Source organism: Rummeliibacillus sp. G93 (assembly GCF_023515935.1).
GTDB lineage: Bacteria > Bacillota > Bacilli > Bacillales_A > Planococcaceae > Rummeliibacillus > Rummeliibacillus stabekisii.
Genome location: NZ_CP097314.1, coordinates 2716722 through 2734352 on the forward strand (window position 1 = coordinate 2716722; position 17631 = coordinate 2734352).

Annotated in this window: 20 protein-coding genes; 3 read left to right on the forward strand and 17 right to left on the reverse strand. The window is 40.6% G+C overall.

Features of this window, described 5'->3' with window-relative positions:
- The first annotated feature begins 129 nt into the window (after positions 1 to 129).
- Positions 130 to 543, forward strand: coding sequence for a VOC family protein (locus tag M2M59_RS13690; protein WP_249774876.1), 414 nt, complete (start codon positions 130 to 132; stop codon positions 541 to 543).
- Between the two features lie 47 nt (positions 544 to 590).
- Here M2M59_RS13690 and M2M59_RS13695 read toward each other — a convergent pair whose 3' ends face one another.
- The 12 genes from M2M59_RS13695 to M2M59_RS13745 all read right to left on the reverse strand — a co-directional run bounded on the left by M2M59_RS13695 (position 591) and on the right by M2M59_RS13745 (position 8866).
- Positions 591 to 1688 carry a MutS-related protein gene (locus tag M2M59_RS13695; protein ID WP_249774877.1) on the reverse strand — a complete coding sequence of 366 codons (1098 nt, stop codon included), beginning with the start codon at positions 1686 to 1688 and terminating at the stop codon, positions 591 to 593.
- Between the two features lie 59 nt (positions 1689 to 1747).
- Positions 1748 to 2152, reverse strand: coding sequence for a hypothetical protein (locus M2M59_RS13700; protein ID WP_249774878.1), 405 nt, complete (start codon positions 2150 to 2152; stop codon positions 1748 to 1750).
- A 225-nt stretch (positions 2153 to 2377) separates the two neighbouring features.
- Positions 2378 to 2575 carry a hypothetical protein gene (locus M2M59_RS13705; RefSeq protein WP_249774879.1) on the reverse strand — a complete coding sequence of 66 codons (198 nt, stop codon included), beginning with the start codon at positions 2573 to 2575 and terminating at the stop codon, positions 2378 to 2380.
- A gap of 21 nt (positions 2576 to 2596) precedes the next feature.
- Complete coding sequence (locus M2M59_RS13710) at positions 2597 to 2956, reverse strand: MafI2 family immunity protein (protein WP_249774880.1); 360 nt, start codon at positions 2954 to 2956, stop codon at positions 2597 to 2599.
- A gap of 35 nt (positions 2957 to 2991) precedes the next feature.
- Entirely contained in the window at positions 2992 to 3474 is a 483-nt protein-coding gene (locus M2M59_RS13715) for a hypothetical protein (protein WP_249774881.1), read from the reverse strand.
- 16 nt (positions 3475 to 3490) lie between these two features.
- Positions 3491 to 3859 (reverse strand): hypothetical protein, encoded by a 369-nt coding sequence (locus tag M2M59_RS13720; protein WP_147197677.1) that lies wholly within the window; start codon positions 3857 to 3859, stop codon positions 3491 to 3493.
- A gap of 26 nt (positions 3860 to 3885) precedes the next feature.
- Positions 3886 to 4227 (reverse strand): hypothetical protein, encoded by a 342-nt coding sequence (locus M2M59_RS13725; protein WP_249774882.1) that lies wholly within the window; start codon positions 4225 to 4227, stop codon positions 3886 to 3888.
- Positions 4228 to 4377: 150 nt separating this feature from the next.
- Positions 4378 to 4497, reverse strand: a complete 120-nt coding sequence (locus tag M2M59_RS16540) for a cytochrome bd oxidase small subunit CydS family protein (protein WP_371859453.1) — start codon at positions 4495 to 4497, stop codon at positions 4378 to 4380.
- Between the two features lie 14 nt (positions 4498 to 4511).
- Positions 4512 to 5537 (reverse strand): cytochrome d ubiquinol oxidase subunit II, encoded by a 1026-nt coding sequence (locus M2M59_RS13730; RefSeq protein ID WP_249774883.1) that lies wholly within the window; start codon positions 5535 to 5537, stop codon positions 4512 to 4514.
- Positions 5534 to 6880, reverse strand: coding sequence for a cytochrome ubiquinol oxidase subunit I (locus M2M59_RS13735; RefSeq protein ID WP_147197671.1), 1347 nt, complete (start codon positions 6878 to 6880; stop codon positions 5534 to 5536). The genes M2M59_RS13730 and M2M59_RS13735 overlap by 4 nt, the downstream gene beginning before the upstream one ends.
- A 359-nt stretch (positions 6881 to 7239) precedes the next feature.
- On the reverse strand, positions 7240 to 8157 hold the full coding sequence (locus M2M59_RS13740) for a diacylglycerol kinase (RefSeq protein ID WP_249776025.1): 918 nt from the start codon (positions 8155 to 8157) through the stop codon (positions 7240 to 7242).
- Positions 8158 to 8305: 148 nt separating this feature from the next.
- On the reverse strand, positions 8306 to 8866 hold the full coding sequence (locus tag M2M59_RS13745) for a thioredoxin family protein (protein ID WP_147197670.1): 561 nt from the start codon (positions 8864 to 8866) through the stop codon (positions 8306 to 8308).
- Between the two features lie 145 nt (positions 8867 to 9011).
- Between M2M59_RS13745 and M2M59_RS13750 the strand changes: the two genes are divergently transcribed.
- Positions 9012 to 10148 (forward strand): MFS transporter, encoded by a 1137-nt coding sequence (locus M2M59_RS13750; protein ID WP_223823611.1) that lies wholly within the window; start codon positions 9012 to 9014, stop codon positions 10146 to 10148.
- 15 nt (positions 10149 to 10163) lie between these two features.
- Positions 10164 to 10619 (forward strand): ASCH domain-containing protein, encoded by a 456-nt coding sequence (locus tag M2M59_RS13755; protein WP_147197666.1) that lies wholly within the window; start codon positions 10164 to 10166, stop codon positions 10617 to 10619.
- Positions 10620 to 10666: 47 nt separating this feature from the next.
- Here M2M59_RS13755 and gatB read toward each other — a convergent pair whose 3' ends face one another.
- The 5 genes from gatB to ligA form a co-directional block, all read right to left on the reverse strand.
- Entirely contained in the window at positions 10667 to 12094 is a 1428-nt protein-coding gene (gene gatB, locus M2M59_RS13760; RefSeq protein WP_249774884.1) for an Asp-tRNA(Asn)/Glu-tRNA(Gln) amidotransferase subunit GatB, read from the reverse strand.
- Position 12095: 1 nt separating this feature from the next.
- Positions 12096 to 13556: an Asp-tRNA(Asn)/Glu-tRNA(Gln) amidotransferase subunit GatA gene (gene gatA / locus M2M59_RS13765; protein WP_147197663.1), complete on the reverse strand. Its 1461-nt coding sequence runs from the start codon at positions 13554 to 13556 to the stop codon at positions 12096 to 12098.
- Between the two features lie 12 nt (positions 13557 to 13568).
- Positions 13569 to 13862, reverse strand: coding sequence for an Asp-tRNA(Asn)/Glu-tRNA(Gln) amidotransferase subunit GatC (gatC, locus tag M2M59_RS13770; RefSeq protein WP_066790065.1), 294 nt, complete (start codon positions 13860 to 13862; stop codon positions 13569 to 13571).
- A gap of 584 nt (positions 13863 to 14446) precedes the next feature.
- Positions 14447 to 15592 (reverse strand): CamS family sex pheromone protein, encoded by a 1146-nt coding sequence (locus tag M2M59_RS13775; protein WP_249774885.1) that lies wholly within the window; start codon positions 15590 to 15592, stop codon positions 14447 to 14449.
- Positions 15593 to 15609: 17 nt separating this feature from the next.
- Positions 15610 to 17616: an NAD-dependent DNA ligase LigA gene (ligA, locus tag M2M59_RS13780; RefSeq protein WP_249774886.1), complete on the reverse strand. Its 2007-nt coding sequence runs from the start codon at positions 17614 to 17616 to the stop codon at positions 15610 to 15612.
- Positions 17617 to 17631 lie beyond the last annotated feature (15 nt).

Sequence of the window (17631 nt, forward strand, 5' to 3'; positions counted from 1 at the left end):
GTGAGCGGAAAAGAAAAAATCCAAGAGCTTAGAAAAAGAATCCCTACAAACTCCTGAAGATAAAAGGAATTAGCTGGGTATCGATAGAACAATATATAACATAAATTGGCCGAAAAAGGAGAAAATCAGATGGCGGAAAAATTACAAAGAGTTGGTACTATTTATATACCAGTTTCAGATGTTGGACTCTCAAGTGAATGGTATGTAAATAAACTTGGTGCGATATTAAATTATAAAGACGAAGAAAAGGCGATTCTTGACTTAGCCAATCAAAGTGTTTTCCTCGTTCGATCTTCAGCAGACGAAAGCTTCAACTTTTATGATGCACATGGCAATGAACGCTTTTCTCTGACATTTGAAGTCAACGGGATGCATGCATTAGAAACCATTCATCGTGAATTTATTGAAAAAGAAGTACATGTAGGAGAGATTGAAAACAGAGGACATGCCGGAAGAAATTTTGTGTTTTATGATTTGGATGGCAATAAATTTGATATTTGGAGTGAACTAAGTCCGGTTTTTAAAGAAAAATATGATATATAACTCGAGTGGCAAAAGCCACTCGAATGTTACCTCTTTTTCTTGAATCGTTATTTCGTGGTTTCTGCGGGAAAACGCCATTCTCCCTTCTCATCAAACTCCTCTGCTAATGAGTTTGCCAAAGCTGTAACAGAAGAAGGATAGTCCATAATCTCTAGCAGCTTAATCGCATTTTTCGTGGTGGATGGACCCTTATGAATTTGATAGTCGAAATAGACACCATCATCTTGGACTGTTTCTCGGAAATGATAGTTATCAAATCCAGCGATGGTTGTCAATTCGATATCATGTGATGCGATCATAATCATGCCCGGATGCTTTGTCAGCCAGTCCATCATAGAGGCAGATGCGGCAATTCGTTCCACTGTATTCGTCCCACGAAGAATTTCATCGATAAATACTAAGCAAGGAACACCTGATTCGATTTTTTTGATGATACGTTTTAACGATTTGATTTCCGCTTTGAAATAACTGTCCCCGTCGATGACATTATCCTGAATAGCCATGGAGGAAAGGACATAGCTAGGCTTCATGCTCCAAGATTTAGCATGGACTGTATGAATGGTTTGAGCCAATATCGCGTTAATCGCGACAGCCTTCATAAAGGTGGATTTTCCTGAAGCATTGGAACCTGTAATCAACGTCTGTTTAAGAATCTCGGATGAATTTTTTACAGGTTTATTAATAAGTGGATGATACAAATCAGTAAACGTTACTTCTTCTTTCTCAGTAAAATCAGGGGTGCAATAGCCCTCTGTAGAATGGCGATAGAAAGCCACAGCAATACCTGCATCTATCTCCCCTATTGTTTTCCAGAGCATTTCGTATTCTTTCTTATATTTTGAGATCATGCTGATCATAAAATAATACGAAATATAATCCAGCAAAAAAATGATTCGTATGTATTCAAACAGACCATCTAGTTCGCCTTTACCCTTGCCGAGTGAAATAACCTTCTCGAAATGTAATAGATTGCGAATGGGCTTAATGCATTTACGAATACCTGTAGCGTAGGGCTGAAAGGCGACATCTTTCACCTTGGCAAGACGCTTGCCTGCACGGATAATTCCCGCAATATAAGATGTCTCGTATAAGCTACTGTCTAGATGCAGCTTTTTGTTATAGTAAATCAGGATATTCAAGACCATGGATAGAACCAGAGCCCCTATGCCCACCTTTAGGTTAAAAAAAGCTGTAATAATGCTTGCTACTGGTAAAAAGCCACAGAGGATATAAAACCAAATATGCGTAATGTTCCCGTAGTTTTTATAAAAAAAGAGGACGAATTAGAGTAATTTTCTTTCCCTAGCTTTCTCAGAATATAAATCAGCTTGTTCCGAAGCTCATGGTCTTGTTCCATTAACTCATATAAGGGCTCATTGGCATCTTGATTTTCAAGCTGGATGGTGTGCAACTGATTATATAAATATTCAGAGCCAATTGAGGTCTGTGTATAATTAAGTTTTTGAAAAACCTCATTCATGGAGAGATCATTCCAGGTAATCGAGTCGATATGATGAACGTTTGGCTGCTTGGGGGTTGACTCCCAGTATGACATCACAGACTCCAAAGGCTCTGTAGGCGGTAAAAATCGTTTCTCTTCCCATTCCACTTCCACTCTCTTTTTCGTTTCCACCGATCTGGTGTATTTAAAGTAAGGCAGCAATAGGATACATACGGCTATTCCAAGGATATAGAACATGCTTGTCCCTCATTTTCAGATAATTAGTTGTTAACCTTATGTTAGGTTATTTTCCTTTTTATATCAATTAATTACCTAAAAGCTAGCCTCTAAAAAAGACCTTAATCTTTAAATATTAGGTCTAGCAGATATAAGTTACTCTTCTTTCTCTTGATGCATAGCTCTTATTAGCTCATCGAGTTTTTCATTTCTCTCTTTGTCCAATTTTATTTTGGCATTCATAAACTTAATGACTTTTAATACAATATATACTCCGACTATAATTAGCACTAAATATATAATTACAGGACCTAAAAGAAGCCAATCCACCCAACTTGAAGATGAAACTTCCATCATAATCCCTCCTTCTTAATTTTATTCACTAAGTCCTTCAAATCTCTTAAAAGCCCATTCTTTTATAGGCGCATATTCCATTTTCGAAGGATAAGGCAGCTCTATATATTGCTCATTCACATGTTCTATATAATCAACAAAGTCTGAAAACACTTCCGTACATGCAGTGCTCAATATATCCTTCTCATCCTCAGTATAGGGGCCGTCAAAATATACTTTCCAAGAGAGTATTCCTTTATCGTACCTACAAATAATACCTCGTACATTATGTGGGATAGCCTCGCATAATGCTCTATGTGTCGATAAAATCAAATTATTTTCATTTGGTGAATAATCCATTATTTGATTTTCACTTTCCGCTTCATAATCATCATTGTTCAATAAAGTTCTTCTAAATAAATTAAGTAGTTTACTCTTTAACAAATACTTTCTTCTCTCTTTTCTAATAGCTTTTTCTGAATTAGATAGATGGTACTCGATTCACTTTTATATTGTCCCACATTAAATTCATTCAGGTTTATTACCTCTTTTAAATATGTTGGAATCGTGCAGTTTCTGTTTACGTTATCTATTTTAAAGGGGAAATTGTTTTCATTAGGGTTTGAGGTATGTAGATAAATAGCATCTAAGCTTGCATCTTCTTCCACTATTTCAATCCATAGTTGATAAGGCATTTCAAGTTCTTGAAGTGTTTCTTGAAAGTCCTTATATAGCGCTATGTTTGCTTTCATATGTTCTTTTCTTATCCTCAAACTATTATTTCCATACCCGTAAAAGTCGAGGTGAGTATGCCATAAGTCGAACCAACTATCCTTCTCAATCTTCAAATCATAATTATTAACTTTTGTCTCTCTCCATAAATTACGAAAGTAACGTCTCTTCCCTCGGAATTTTTTCAAATGAAATTTCCTCCTGCTATGTAAAGTCTTCTTTTATCATTACAGAAAAGTATGGTTTAATGGCAATGTCAATAATCATACAGAAACGATCGCTATCCTCATGTAAAAACAATCTAAAGGCTGCTTCATGTTTTGTATCCTTCAGAATCTCAATTTTACTTACCGTTTTGTAAGAAGACTCAAATATTGTGGCGCCTATTGATACATTCTTAACTTTCATAGAAAACTCATCAACACTTGGAAAAAGAGTTACCTTATACTGTAATTCATGAATAGTAAACTCGTAAAAGCTTTCTCTATAATGATAAGGTAGATGATTGTTAGTTGTTTTTGCATCAACACAAAATAAAGAAATGAAATCTAATTCATCCGGATATATTTCCATCATTTCCCCCTCAAAGTAGTGAGATCTTAAAAATCTCCTATATCCTTTTTTAACTCTTTGATTCTTTTTCTTACTTTTTCTCTTGTTTGAAAATCCTGTGGCTTCAATAAAGAGCTGTCTGGTAAAGTCGACACTTCCCCATTAAAATCTATTTCTTTATCTAACTTTTCAAGGTTAATAGTATCTATACTTTGATCATTAATATCTCCATAAGCAGCTATAACTCTAATATCTTTATCGTCATCCAGAATAAAGCTTAACTTAGAATTGTACGTTCCCCAACTAATTTTTTCTTCTAGATAATCATTTACTATACTTAACACATCATCGGCGCTAAGCTTAAAGTATGCTTGTGATTTTTTCTTCATATTCACCTTACCTTATCCTTATACCTAAGCTAACTTTATTTAAAAGTATCTTTTTGTCTACTTTACCATAAACCTCTTATTGATTTATCGAACATCCAAATAAATAAAAAAACCCAAGGGTCATATAAACCCTTGGATAATGTATAGCTATTAAGACTGGCTCTCCTCTTCCTCCCTGACAGCTCCATCCTTAGAAGCAACGAAAAAGCCGATTAGTATGGACAGGATGACGACGATAAATGGTGCATAAAATATTAGAAAATGTTCCATCGGGCTTTCCTCCTCTACGCATGATGGTTTCCTTTGCCGCGAACATAGTCCTTATCAAATAAAAATAATTTGAGAACAAGATAGAGTGAAGGGACAAGCAGCAATAACCCTAGTACAAAGGCGATGACTAAAGAAATAGCCATGGCTTCGTTTGTGAATGAGTCATAGATTGTTAAATGCGGATACAGTAAATATGGATAATGTGATATGCCGTAGCCAAAGAATGCTAAAGCGAATTGACCGACCAATAGCCATAGCGCTAATCCATAGTTGCGCTTCATCCAGATACATCCGACAGTCACGATAAACATAAGAGCCGATATAGCAAATAAATACCACATATCTACCATCCGCGCATAATGAGCTTCATTATGCTTGCGCAGCTCTACCATGATACCAACTACAGTGATGGCTAATGGAACGGACCAGATGAGCGCGTATTTACGTAATAGCCTTGTCGCATCTGCATCTCCTGCCGCATTCGCATACCATGTAAGGAAGACGGCCGATATATAGAGGACCGCGGCAATGGCGAGCAATACGATGCTCCATGTTAATGGACTGGTGAATAATGCTTGGTAATCGAGCACAGGGTTATTGCCATGCATTCGGATAAAACCGCCCTCTGAAATGGTCAGGACCACCGAGAGAGATGCAGGAAGCAATAGCCCTGAAGCACCGTACATAAAGGAATAGCCAACATGTCCTCTAGAACCATAGGATTCAAATGCATAATAGCTCCCTCGAATTGCCAACAGTGCCAGCGCGATACTCGCAGGCACAAGCAGTGTCGTGCCGTAGTAAAAGGCCGTTTTCGGGAAAAACCCTACGATGCCGACGAAGAAAAAGACTAAAAATACATTGGTGATCTCCCATACAGGCGACAGATAGCGCTGAATAATATTGGTCAGAATATGCTTTTTCCCTGTAATGACGCTATAGGCATTGAAAAAGCCTGCTCCAAAATCAATAGAGCCAATCATCACATAGCCAAACAAAAACAACCATAGGACAGAGATGCCGAGTATTTCTAAACTCATGATAAATCACCGCCTTTTTCCGCTTTCCGATCGGCAATCTCCCGCTCAATCGGATTCCTTTTGAACATTCGGCGAAGAACAACTACGCTGCCGACGCCAAGAATGAGATAGATAATGCAGAACAGTAATAGCATAAGATCCACATGATTGCTTGATGTCGCAGCCTCTGCGACTTTCATATAATTCACTAAAATCCACGGTTGGCGACCTACCTCTGCCATCCACCAGCCTGCTTCGATTGCAATGACTGCCAGTGGACCGCCTAATACCATAATCCATCTAAACCACTTCGAATGAATCCAACGCCAGCTCCTCAGCTTGCCAATGATATATATCGCTGAAACAGCCACCATAAAGAAGCCAATTGATACCATCAAGTCAAAAAGGAAGTGGATATAAAGCGGCGGAATTTCATCTTCAGGGAATTGATCAAGCCCTGTTACCTCCGAATTCGGGTTGTAATGGGCCAGGATACTTAGAGCATAAGGAATCCGAATAGCATACTTTACATCCTCCCCGTCACGCAGACCAAACACCAAGAGTGATGCGCCTTTTTCTGTTTTGAAATGCCACTCTGCCGCAGCAAGTTTTTCCGGTTGATATTCAACCAGATACTTCGCGGAGAAGTCACCGAGCATGGCCGTTGCAATAGAGAAAACGAGACCAAGCTTCATAAATAGATATAAGGACTTTTTATAATAGATATGATTAGACCCTTTTAACAAACGGAAAGCAGCAATGGAAGCTAGGATAAAGGCAGAAGTCATATAAGCTGTCACCAGTACATGACCTACCTTTGTCGGCATGGCTGGGTTAAACATAGCTACAAGTGGCTGGATATTCACAAGCTCTCCATCTACCAGTTCGAATCCTTGAGGGGCATTCATAAATGCGTTAACAATGGTGATAAATACAGCTGAGGCACTAGCGCCTAATGCAACCGGCACTAGTAGTAAAAAATGTTTCTTTTGGTTTTCAAAGCGATCCCATGTGTATAAATAAATGCCCAGGAAAATTGCTTCAAAGAAAAATGCAAATGTCTCCATAAAGAGCGGCAAAGCAATGACATTCCCTGCAAGCTGCATAAAGTTCGGCCATAACAGCGACAGCTGAAGTCCAATGGCGGTTCCTGTCACGACACCGACTGCTACTGTTATGACGAAGCCGCGCGCTACCCTTCTCGCAAGCAATATGTAGTGCTCATCATTTTTCTGAATGCCAATCCATTGAGCAATCATGATAAGAAGCGGCACGCCAACGCCAATCGTGGCATAAATAATATGAAAAGTTAAAGTAAATTCTGTCAGCAACCTGCTGTAAAAGACGGCATGTTCATTTACCATCTATTTCCCTCCCTAATGACCAAAAATTCTGCCCAGAATCGAGAGCAGCATAATGCCCGCCACGATGAAACTTGCAATGATTAACTTTCGCTCCTGCTGTTTATACATGCTCTTTCCTCCCTTCTAGGACGTATACCCTCTTACAATAATTTTTTCACTATTCTAACTAAATAATTTTTAAATCTTCCCAATTAGGTATGATACTCGCATTATGCGTCTTTTATTCATGTTTCAAACGAGAATTTGAAGTGAGGTGAAATTTTAGGTGCTTGAGAATGTATGAAATAGCTTTTCATTAGTCAACTAAGATGAAAAACATAAAAAAAGACTAGAAAGCATCTTTGCTCTCTAGCCCTTTATTAATCTTGTGGTCGGTCGATTTCTTTCATTTTTTCGATTGGGACTAATAATTCTATGTGGCGTTTTAAGTTGGTGAACTCAGCCGGCACATCCCCGCCATACTCTCCGTCCAAGTTTAGCTGCACTTTTTCGTCTGAAGTGATTTTCAAGTGGCTTGCCTTTGTGTAGATAATATGAGGATCTCGCAAATGTTCGCCTCTACTTGCAAGTGTAACAAGCTTGACGAAATCAGCTATATTGCACTTTTTAAGAATGAACACAGAGAACAGCCCATCATTCAGGCTTGCATCAGGCGCGAGTTTTTCAAAGCCGCCGACGGAATTAGTCAAGGCAATTAACACCATCATTACTTCGTCGTCAAATACTTCTCCATCATATTCAATACGCATTTTTGTAGCTTTGATGGATGGCAGCATCTCGATGCCTTTTAGATAGTAAGCTAGCTGGCCTAAAACTGTCTTTAATTTACTCGGCACTTCATATGTCAGCTCAGTAATTCTGCCAAGTCCTGCAATATTGATAAAGTGACGATCATTGGCACATCCAACATCTACTGGGATGCTGTTGCCTTCAATAATAATATCAAGTGCTTTATCGATATCGCGCGGGATTTGGACTGCGCGCGCAAAGTCATTGGTCGTGCCCATTGGGATTAGCCCAATTAATGGTTTGTTTTCAAAACCACTTACACCTGCAACCACTTCATTTAACGTGCCATCGCCTCCCACGGCGATGATGACATCAAAGCCTCTTTCTACTGCAGCTTTGGCCGCGTTCGTAGCGTCACCCGCACATGTAGTCGCGTGACAAGATGTCTCATAGCCTGCCACTTCCAGTCTAGCTAATACGTCAGGCAAGTGCTTTTTAAAAGCTTCGCGGCCTGATGTGGGGTTATAAATGATACGTGCTCGCTTCATCATTCTACCTTCCTACTTTACAAAATTTCTCTATAAAGAGAACGAATCCTTCATGCTTAAGTTCCAGCAAAGGGGCCATTAAGCCCCCATTTACTGGATAGCCAACATCTATTTTATAACGAATAGGCACCTTCTGCAAATAGCCCCATTACGATAGGGCTAAGATGAGCGCGCGACTTAGGCTTTCATAAACATAACTCCAGAACTTCTCATTTGTAGCATATTCCCTTGTAATATGTGCAAATAGCTCTTTTTGTTTTTCCTCAAAAGCAGGATCTTCAGCATCTGGCAATTCACTCTTACCTTTAGTCATATACTCCTGAATCTGTGGTGCACGCGGTCCCCATTTGCCAATAACATCTCCTTGTTCGTTTAGAAAGATGTAGATAGGAATCGCACGTCCGCCATTCGTTAGATACTGGTCAATCAACTCTTCATTTTCATCACGGAGTACTGTGCGCACCTCGATGTCGCCCTCTTCAGCAATGCGTCTTAAAATGGCGTTGTTCATCATTGCATCTCCGCACCAGTCTTCTGTAATCGCTAAAATATGGGGTTTCTTTTCTTTGAGCAGTGAAATAAATGGACCGTCCTCTGGCAGCTCGAATTCATTGTACACATGCATGCTCGCTTCTTGATGGGTATCCATTTGATCCATATAGTCTTTGATCGGTGTTCCTTCTGCAAAATACTGTTCTTCTGTTTTCATGAAAATCCCCTCCTTCTCTTTAGTGTAATCACTTTACCTCTTTTTCGCAAAAAGACACTCTCCATTCATTGAAATTCCTGCTATAATGGGATTTCTACCTCGCTGTAGTATGTTACAGGAGGTTAGTATAGAAGGAGGTTATTTTTTGAGTGTTCAACGTCTTTTAAAGGCGCACAATTTTTTATTTTTCGGTATGCTTGCATTGTTTATTCCGTTCTTGCCTGTCTTCTTAGATGGACAAGGGCTTGAAACCAATGAAGTTGGATTGATTATCGGTGCTGGCGGATTTGTGACGATTATTGCACAGCCACTATGGGGCATGATTAGCGACCGCAGGAAAACGCTACGCAAAGTGTTGCTACTTCTAATCTTTATGGCAGCGATTAGCGGATTTCTTTTATTTCATATGAATAGCTTTGTAGGTTTGATCATAGCGGCAATGGTTGTTTACTTCTTCTTAATGCCAATTGATCCCTTAACTGAAAGTTTGTCATTCACCATGACTGAAACCATCGGCACCAACTATGGTTCTGTACGTACATATGGGGCTCTCGGCTATGCGGTCCTATCACTGGTTGTCGGCTATGTGATGAAATGGTTCGGCATGAGCAGCGTGTCTATTCTTTTCGTTGTGATTGGGATTATTAGCTTTGCTGTTATGTGGAAAATGCCTGATGTCCCGACAAGCTCTGCTCCTGTGACAATTGATGGGCTGAAAAAAGTATTAAAAAATAGAGAAATGCAGCTGTTTTTACTTTTAGTCTTCCTCAGCTCTATTCCGGCCCGGATGAATGATACATTTTTAGGCATACATATTCGCTCACTTGGAGGCGACCCCTCACTTGTCGGCATTGCGTTTTTCATCTCTGCTGCAAGTGAAATCGTGATCTTTGCCCTCAGTGTTTGGTGGCTGCGACAAGGAAAAGAACTGCTAATCATGACGATCGCTATATTCTTTTATGCGCTTCGCTTTTTCTTATCAGGTATTGTGGAGAGCGCATTGTTGCTAGCGATCATTCAGCTCTTCCAAGCACTTACATTCCCAATCTACTATACGGCTGCCATCCAGAATTTATACAGAATCGTTCCACGGGAATGGCGCGCCACAGGGCAAACTGTATTAGCGCTATTGTTCTTTGGCCTTTCCGGCATCGTATCATCCTCTGTTGGCGGTTTTATTTACCATGAATGGGGTGGGCATCTCTTTTATTATCTCCTCGGTTCCATTTCGTTTCTTGCAGGATTATTTGGCGTTTACTTGTTAATAAGAAAAAGAAAGTAAAGGTTGGGGTTAAATATGAATGAAGCATCACAGCTATATTGGAATATGTATTGGGATAAGCAAAAGAAAGAAAAGCCATCGAAGGTCAGTGCCTGGCAATTCGGCGGAGATCCAGATTATTTGGCGCAATTGGTCATCGATGGAGTGAAGACAGCTACTTGTTCTGGTCATATTTTGTATGAAATAGAACAAGAGCCACTTCCTGCTGTTAATGACTACAGCATTATTTTAAATAGCAAAGACGAGCCCTTGGCTATTATCAAAACAGTGGATGTTAAGATTATGCCGATGAATGAAGTGCCAGAAGAATTTGCTATTGCTGAAGGTGAAGGAGACCGGACATATCGTTATTGGAAAGAGGTTCATGTAGAATTCTTTACAGAAGCGTTAAGTAAAGTTGGCCTAGAGTTTTCAGAAGATATGCTGCTCGTATGTGAACGTTTTGAATTAGTGGATGAAAAAAGTAAATAAAAAAAACGCTTGGAGATCATCTCATCTCCAAGCGTTTTTTATTAGAATTAGCGTTTTTGAATTTCTTCAAGTAGCATTTTATTCACCATTTGAGGGTTAGCTTGTCCACGTGAAGCTTTCATGATTTGACCTACTAAGAAGCCAATTGCACGATCTTTACCATTTTTGAAGTCTTCAATAGATTGTGCGTTTTGATCAAGCACCTCAGTGACCATTTTAAGCAATGCGCCTTCGTCTGAAATTTGGACAAGTCCCTTTTCTTTGACGATTTTCTCTGCTTCGCCACCGTTTTCAATCAACTCTTTGAATACTTTTTTCGCGATTTTTGAAGAGATCGTGCCAGCTGTGATCAGTTTGATCATGCCGCCAAGTCCTTCTGGTGTAAGAGCTGTATCAGAAAGCTCTTTTTGTTCTGCATTTAAGTATGCTGATACTTCACCCATTAACCAGTTAGATGAAAGTTTTGCATCCGCGCCTGTTGCAACAGTTGCTTCAAAGAAATCAGCTGTCTCTTTTGATAGCGTCAATACATGCGCATCATACGCAGGGACGCCGTATTCAGAAGCATAGCGCTCTTTACGTGCATCCGGCAATTCAGGGATAGCAGCTTTTTCACGTTCTAGCCATTCATCATCAATGACGATATCCACTAAATCAGGTTCTGGGAAGTAACGGTAATCGTCTGTTCCTTCTTTAACACGCATAAGGAATGTTTTACCTGTTTTCTCATCAAATCGGCGAGTCTCTTGTTTGATTTCACCGCCTGCGTTTAATACAGCTGCTTGGCGTTGTTCCTCATACTCAAGCCCTTTTTTCACAAAGCTGAATGAGTTTAAGTTTTTCAATTCTGTTTTAACACCAAACTCATCTTGGCCATAAGGACGGATAGAGATGTTGGCGTCACAGCGCAATGAGCCTTCTTCCATACGCACGTCTGAAACGCCTGTATATTGAATGATTGCTTTTAATTTTTCTAGATATGCATATGCTTCTTCCGGTGTGCGGATATCTGGTTCAGATACAATTTCAACCAATGGTGTTCCTTGGCGGTTGTAGTCTACAAGTGAAGCATTTTTACCATGCGTTAATTTACCAGCATCTTCTTCCATGTGAAGACGTGTGATACCGATACGTTTTTTCTCGCCGCCTACTTCAATTTCAATCCAACCATTTTCGCCGATTGGCACATCAAATTGTGAAATTTGGTACGCTTTCGGATTATCCGGATAGAAATAGTTTTTGCGGTCGAATTTAGTGTGTTGGTTGATATCCATGTTTAACGCCAATGATGCGCGCATAGCATAGTTAACTACTTCTTTGTTCACAACTGGAAGCACGCCAGGATACCCAAGGTCGATCACAGATGTATTGGTATTTGGTTCTGAACCAAATTGGTTTGGTGATGGTGAGAAGATTTTTGAATTCGTCTTTAACTCCACATGCACTTCTAAACCAATGACTGTTTCGTAATTCATGTTATTTTACCTCCCAAGTTTGAGGTGTTTTTTCGTGGTAATCTGTTGCTTTTTCAAAAGCATCAGCCACTCGGTATACAGTACCTTCTTCAAAGTATTTACCGATGATTTGAAGACCAAGAGGAAGACCATTATCAAATCCACATGGAATTGAGATGGCTGGTACGCCCGCTAAGTTGATTGGCACTGTCAAAATGTCATTTGCATAGACAGTCATCGGATCATCCAAGTTTTCTCCTAGTTTGAATGCTGCTGTTGGAGAAGTTGGGCCAACGATTACATCGTACTCTTCAAATACTTTATCGAAGTCTTGTTTGATTAATGTGCGGACTTGTTGCGCTTTTTTGTAATACGCATCATATGTACCCGCTGATAGTGAGTATGTGCCAAGCATGATACGGCGTTTTACTTCATCGCCAAAGCCTTCTGCACGAGTTTTTGTATACAAATCATCCAAGTTATCTGCTTCTGCTCTAAAGCCGTAACGAATACCGTCAAAGCGAGAAAGGTTAGATGATGCTTCAGATGAAGACAGAATATAGTAAGCTGCTAGAGCATATTTTGAGTGAGGAAGGGATACTTCATCAACAGTTGCACCTAGTTCTTTTAATTTTTCAATTGCTTCTAGTACAGATTTGCGTGCTGCTTCGCCTACCCCTTCGCCGAGGTATTCTTTTGGCACTGCGATTTTAAGACCTTTGATATCGCCAGTTAATTGATCTACATAGTGAGGCACTTCTACATTAGCAGATGTAGAGTCATGCGCATCCACTCCTGCAATAGCTTCTAATAGTAGCGCATTGTCGCGTACATTACGTGTAATCGGTCCAATTTGGTCAAGAGATGAAGCGAATGCTACAAGACCAAAACGAGATACACGGCCGTATGTTGGCTTCATACCAACCACACCGCAATAAGCCGCTGGTTGGCGGATAGAGCCGCCTGTATCAGAGCCCAATGAGAATGGTACTTCGCCTGCTGCAACTGCTGCTGCTGAACCACCTGAAGAACCACCTGGTACATGTTCAAAATTCCATGGATTATGCACAGGTTTGATCGATGAGTTTTCGTTGGCAGAACCCATTGCAAATTCGTCCATGTTGATTTTGCCGACGTTCACCATGCCTGCTTCTTTCAATTTATTGACAACGGTTGCATTGTAGATTGGATTAAAGCCTTCTAGAATTTTAGAAGCGCATGTTGTTTCCAAACCTTCTGTTACAATATTGTCTTTCACGCCGATTGGCATACCAAATAGCGGTCCGCGTTCTTCAAATGGAACTTTATCCATTTCTTCCGCTTCTTTTAGTGCTTGTTCTTTATTTAATGCTAAAAATGCGCCTACTTCACCGTCTAATGCATCAATGCGGTCATAAGCTTCTTTTGTTAAGTCAGCAATGGTGATTTCTTTGCTATGTAATAGCTCTTGCAATTCTTTCGCTGATTTTTTGAATAGAGACACGGGATTCCCTCCTTAATCTTTAATAATTGGTGGTACCTTAACTAGTCCATCTTGTTGTTCTTTCACGTTTTTCATCATCACATCGCGGTCTAAACCTTTAACTGCTACGTCCTCACGGAATACGTTAACAAGCGGCAATACATGCGTTGTTGGTTGAACATTTGTTGTATCGAGTTCATTTAGTTGCACAGCAAAATCAGTAATCGCGCCCAATTGCTCCGCGAACTTTTCTGCCTCTTCTTCTGTAATTGCAAGTCTCGCAAGTTTCGCGACATGCTTTACTTCTTCCTTTGAAAGTTTCGCCATTTTTTACACCTCCGAATTCAATAACCATACCGATAATAATATCATTATACCAAAGGAATGTGCAACACACTTCCCTTCGCTAAAGCACTGTCTGAACGCTTGCTGGCAAAGGTTTTTCAGTTTGTTGTATCGCAAACAGAATGTATAAGCTACGTTCAACCGTTTCTTTCCGTTCCTCACAGATTTCAAAAGTCAAACGCCGCATCTAGCTTACGAACCAAGTGATCTTGCGGATTCAACTGCTCAATGGTCAAAATCGCCTTCTGTTCACGTTCGTTGACTTGATTTTTACATTATATTCATTACCTCATCGAGTAGTAGATAGACACTTGTTGATTGGAGAGGAGAGCGGCGACTCCTGGGGATCAGCACGAGCTGAAGACCCTGGACGGAGCAAAGCGAAGGAAGCGGCTGAAGCCGTGCCCCCCGGAAAGCGTCCGCTCCCAGCGGAAATCAACAGTTTTCCTGTTGATTCCGTTTTAAAAGAAAAAAGACTGCACGCAAACTCCAAATCCTTAGAGTTTGTCTACAGTCTGAAGAGCTTAAAGGATAAACCCTTTAAGCTCTTCTTTCTAATACATCTATTAATCATTGTAAATATGAATATACGGTTCGTCCGCATTGGCTTCTTTCACGACAAGCGCTTCTGGACCATTGACGGACGTTACGTTCACTTCAATCTCTAGACCTTTAGGGAATTGGTCCATGACTTCTCCCGCCATATATTGAGTAAACCCAATGATTTCGGAAGTCCCGTAAAACTTAATAGGAATCTGGATTTCTAGCTTTTTGATTTTGTTATTTTGATAGAAACCAGTACCTACGATATTAGTGTAGTTTGAGAAATACTTATCAATATCCTGCTTAAAGTAATTGAAGTTTTCATTGATATCCCGATACTTGTTTGTTGAATCGCTTGTTGGGAATAATACATATTTTTCATTTACTTTTTTCCAGCTTTTAATTGAGGCGCTTCCTTTATCTACATCTGTATAAGCAAAGTATGTGCCTGGCGTAATAGCTGATTTGCTTTGTTGTTTAAATAATCCGACTGTAATCGGCACTTCTGACAAGCCGTCGATTTGGCGCAGTCGTTTGACTACTTGTGATGCCATCTTTTTGCCCTGAGATTCAATCATGGACATATCAATTGGCTCATCATATGTAGCGCCATATTCTTCTTTTTGATAATAGTAGGTTGAATTGAGCGCAAGGCCGATGGAAATGCCTGCAAGCTTTACTTTGTTTTTCCCTGTTTTTTGCAGATAATTCTGCTCTACAATATGGGCCAAATAGATAGGCGCTTTTTTGGCACGTTCATCCGGCGTCATATTTTTTGTTTCTTTCGGGTTTAACCCCTCAGGATCTTGGTTACCCCGTGCCAGCCACGAAGTAACCGTATCCTTATCTAGGTATTGTCCTTCTTGGAAAAAGTACTTGTCCGGATCAAATGCCTGTTGCGATAAACGTAAAAGCCCGCTTTCTGCTTCCTTCACGTCGTACTTTGTATTGATATTGGAAACAATCAAACCTCTACTTGCGCTTTCTTTATACGGTAAAAGTGTACGGTAGTATTGGTCATCGATTTGCATACTTGGAATGATAGTTGTTTCTTCTTTATCTTTTGTGTTGGTTTGAACAACTGATGAATCTTTCGATAAAGAAGGCAAACTACAGCCCGCAAGCATTGCTGTAACAAGCATTGCGGGTATAAAGCGAAGTCGGTTCATTGCCTGTGAAAACTCCTTTACTCTCTTAATTCTTCAAGCAGGCGGTCCTCATCCCACACTTCAATGCCCAAATCTTCGGCTTTTGCGAGTTTAGAGCCTGCCTCTGTTCCGGCAATGACCAGGTCCGTCTTTTTGCTGACGCTGCCTGTGACTTTGCCGCCTAACTCTTCTATTTTCACTTTTGCATCGTCTCTTGTCAATTGTTCTAATTTACCGGTCAGGACAATTGTTTTTCCTGAAAATGGACTGTCGATTTCCGCTGCGTTCACCTTCTTGCCAAGGTAATTCATGTTGACACCAGCTTCTTTTAAACGTGAGATCAAGGCCAACACGTCTTCATTATCGAAATACGTCACGACTGAATCCGCCATTTTATCGCCAATTTCAAAGACGTTCACTAATTCTGTTTCTGTCGCACTGATTAGGCGATCCATCGTTTCGAATTCTTCAGCCAGCAGCCTTGCTGCTTTGGCTCCGACATGTCGGATGCCTAAGCCGAACAATAAGCGCTCTAATGAATTCCCCTTAGAGGCTGCAATCGCGCTCACTAGATTGGTTGCAGATTTCTCACCCATGCGCTCGAGCTGTACCAATTCATCAACAGTAAGGCGGTATAAATCAGATACATCTTTAACCAGTCCAGACCTTAACAATTGTTCTACAACCTTTTCACCCAATCCATCTATATTCATGGCATTGCGTGAGACGAAGTGTGCCATTCCTTCTGATATTTGGGCAAAGCATTGCGGATTGACGCAGCGCAAGGCTACTTCCCCTTCAATGCGTACAAGTTCACTGTCGCATACCGGACAATGTGTCGGCATAACGAAAGGTTCGCTATCCTCTTTTCGTTGATCAAACAGTACAGATACCACTTCAGGAATAATGTCACCCGCTTTTCGGATGATGACCTGATCGCCGATGCGCACATCTTTTTCACGAATGATATCTTCATTATGAAGCGTTGCACGCCCAACAGTTGTTCCTGCTACTTGGACTGGCTGCAAGATCGCAGTCGGTGTCACAACCCCTGTCCGGCCCACAGTTAAGTCAATGTCTAAAACAGTTGTTACAACTTCCTCAGCTGGAAATTTATACGCGATAGACCAGCGAGGAACTTTGACGGTATTCCCTAGTTCTTCTTGCTGGTTGTAGCTGTCTACTTTGATGACAATGCCATCAATCTCATACGGCAGTGTTGGGCGTTGCTCTGTCCATTCCTCGATATACGCCATTACTTCTTTCATATTAGTGAACTTTCTTCTCTCATGATTTGTTTGAAAGCCCAAATGGTCCATATAATCAAGTGCCTCACTATGGCTTTCAAGGCCATATGCTTCGCCGTTGCCACCCATCGCATATATGAATGTCGATAAATTTCTGCTCGCTGCCACCTTTGGATCAAGCTGGCGAAGCGAACCAGCTGCAGCATTTCGCGGATTAGCAAAGAGCTCATCGCCTTTTTCTGCCCTCATCTTATTCAAATTAGTAAATGAACGCTTCGGCATATAGCATTCGCCACGTGCTTCAATACTGACAGGTTCTTTTAAACGCAGCGGAATGGAATGAACAGTTTTCAGGTTTTCTGTAATGTCCTCGCCAACTGTCCCATTCCCGCGCGTGGCACCTTGTACAAAAAGCCCGTCTTCATAACGGAGTGAAATCGCTAGACCGTCAATTTTCAGCTCACATACATATGTGACCTGATCTCCAACCACCTGGCGTACACGGCGGTCAAAATCGTTTAGATCTTCTTCATTAAACGCATTTCCTAAACTCAACATCGGATATTGATGCGTCACTTTGTTAAACCCTGTCAGTATTTCTCCGCCCACTCGCCTTGTTGGTGAATCCGGAAAAATAAGGTCAGGATTTTCTTCTTCGATAGCAATCAATTCATGCAGCAATTGATCGTAGATAGCATCAGGTACGATGGGCTGATCCAATACATAGTAAGCGTGCCCGTATTCATGAAGAAGTTTGTTTAACTCCGCCACTCTGTTTTCCAATTGAACTCGGTCCATTCTGTTTCCTCCACA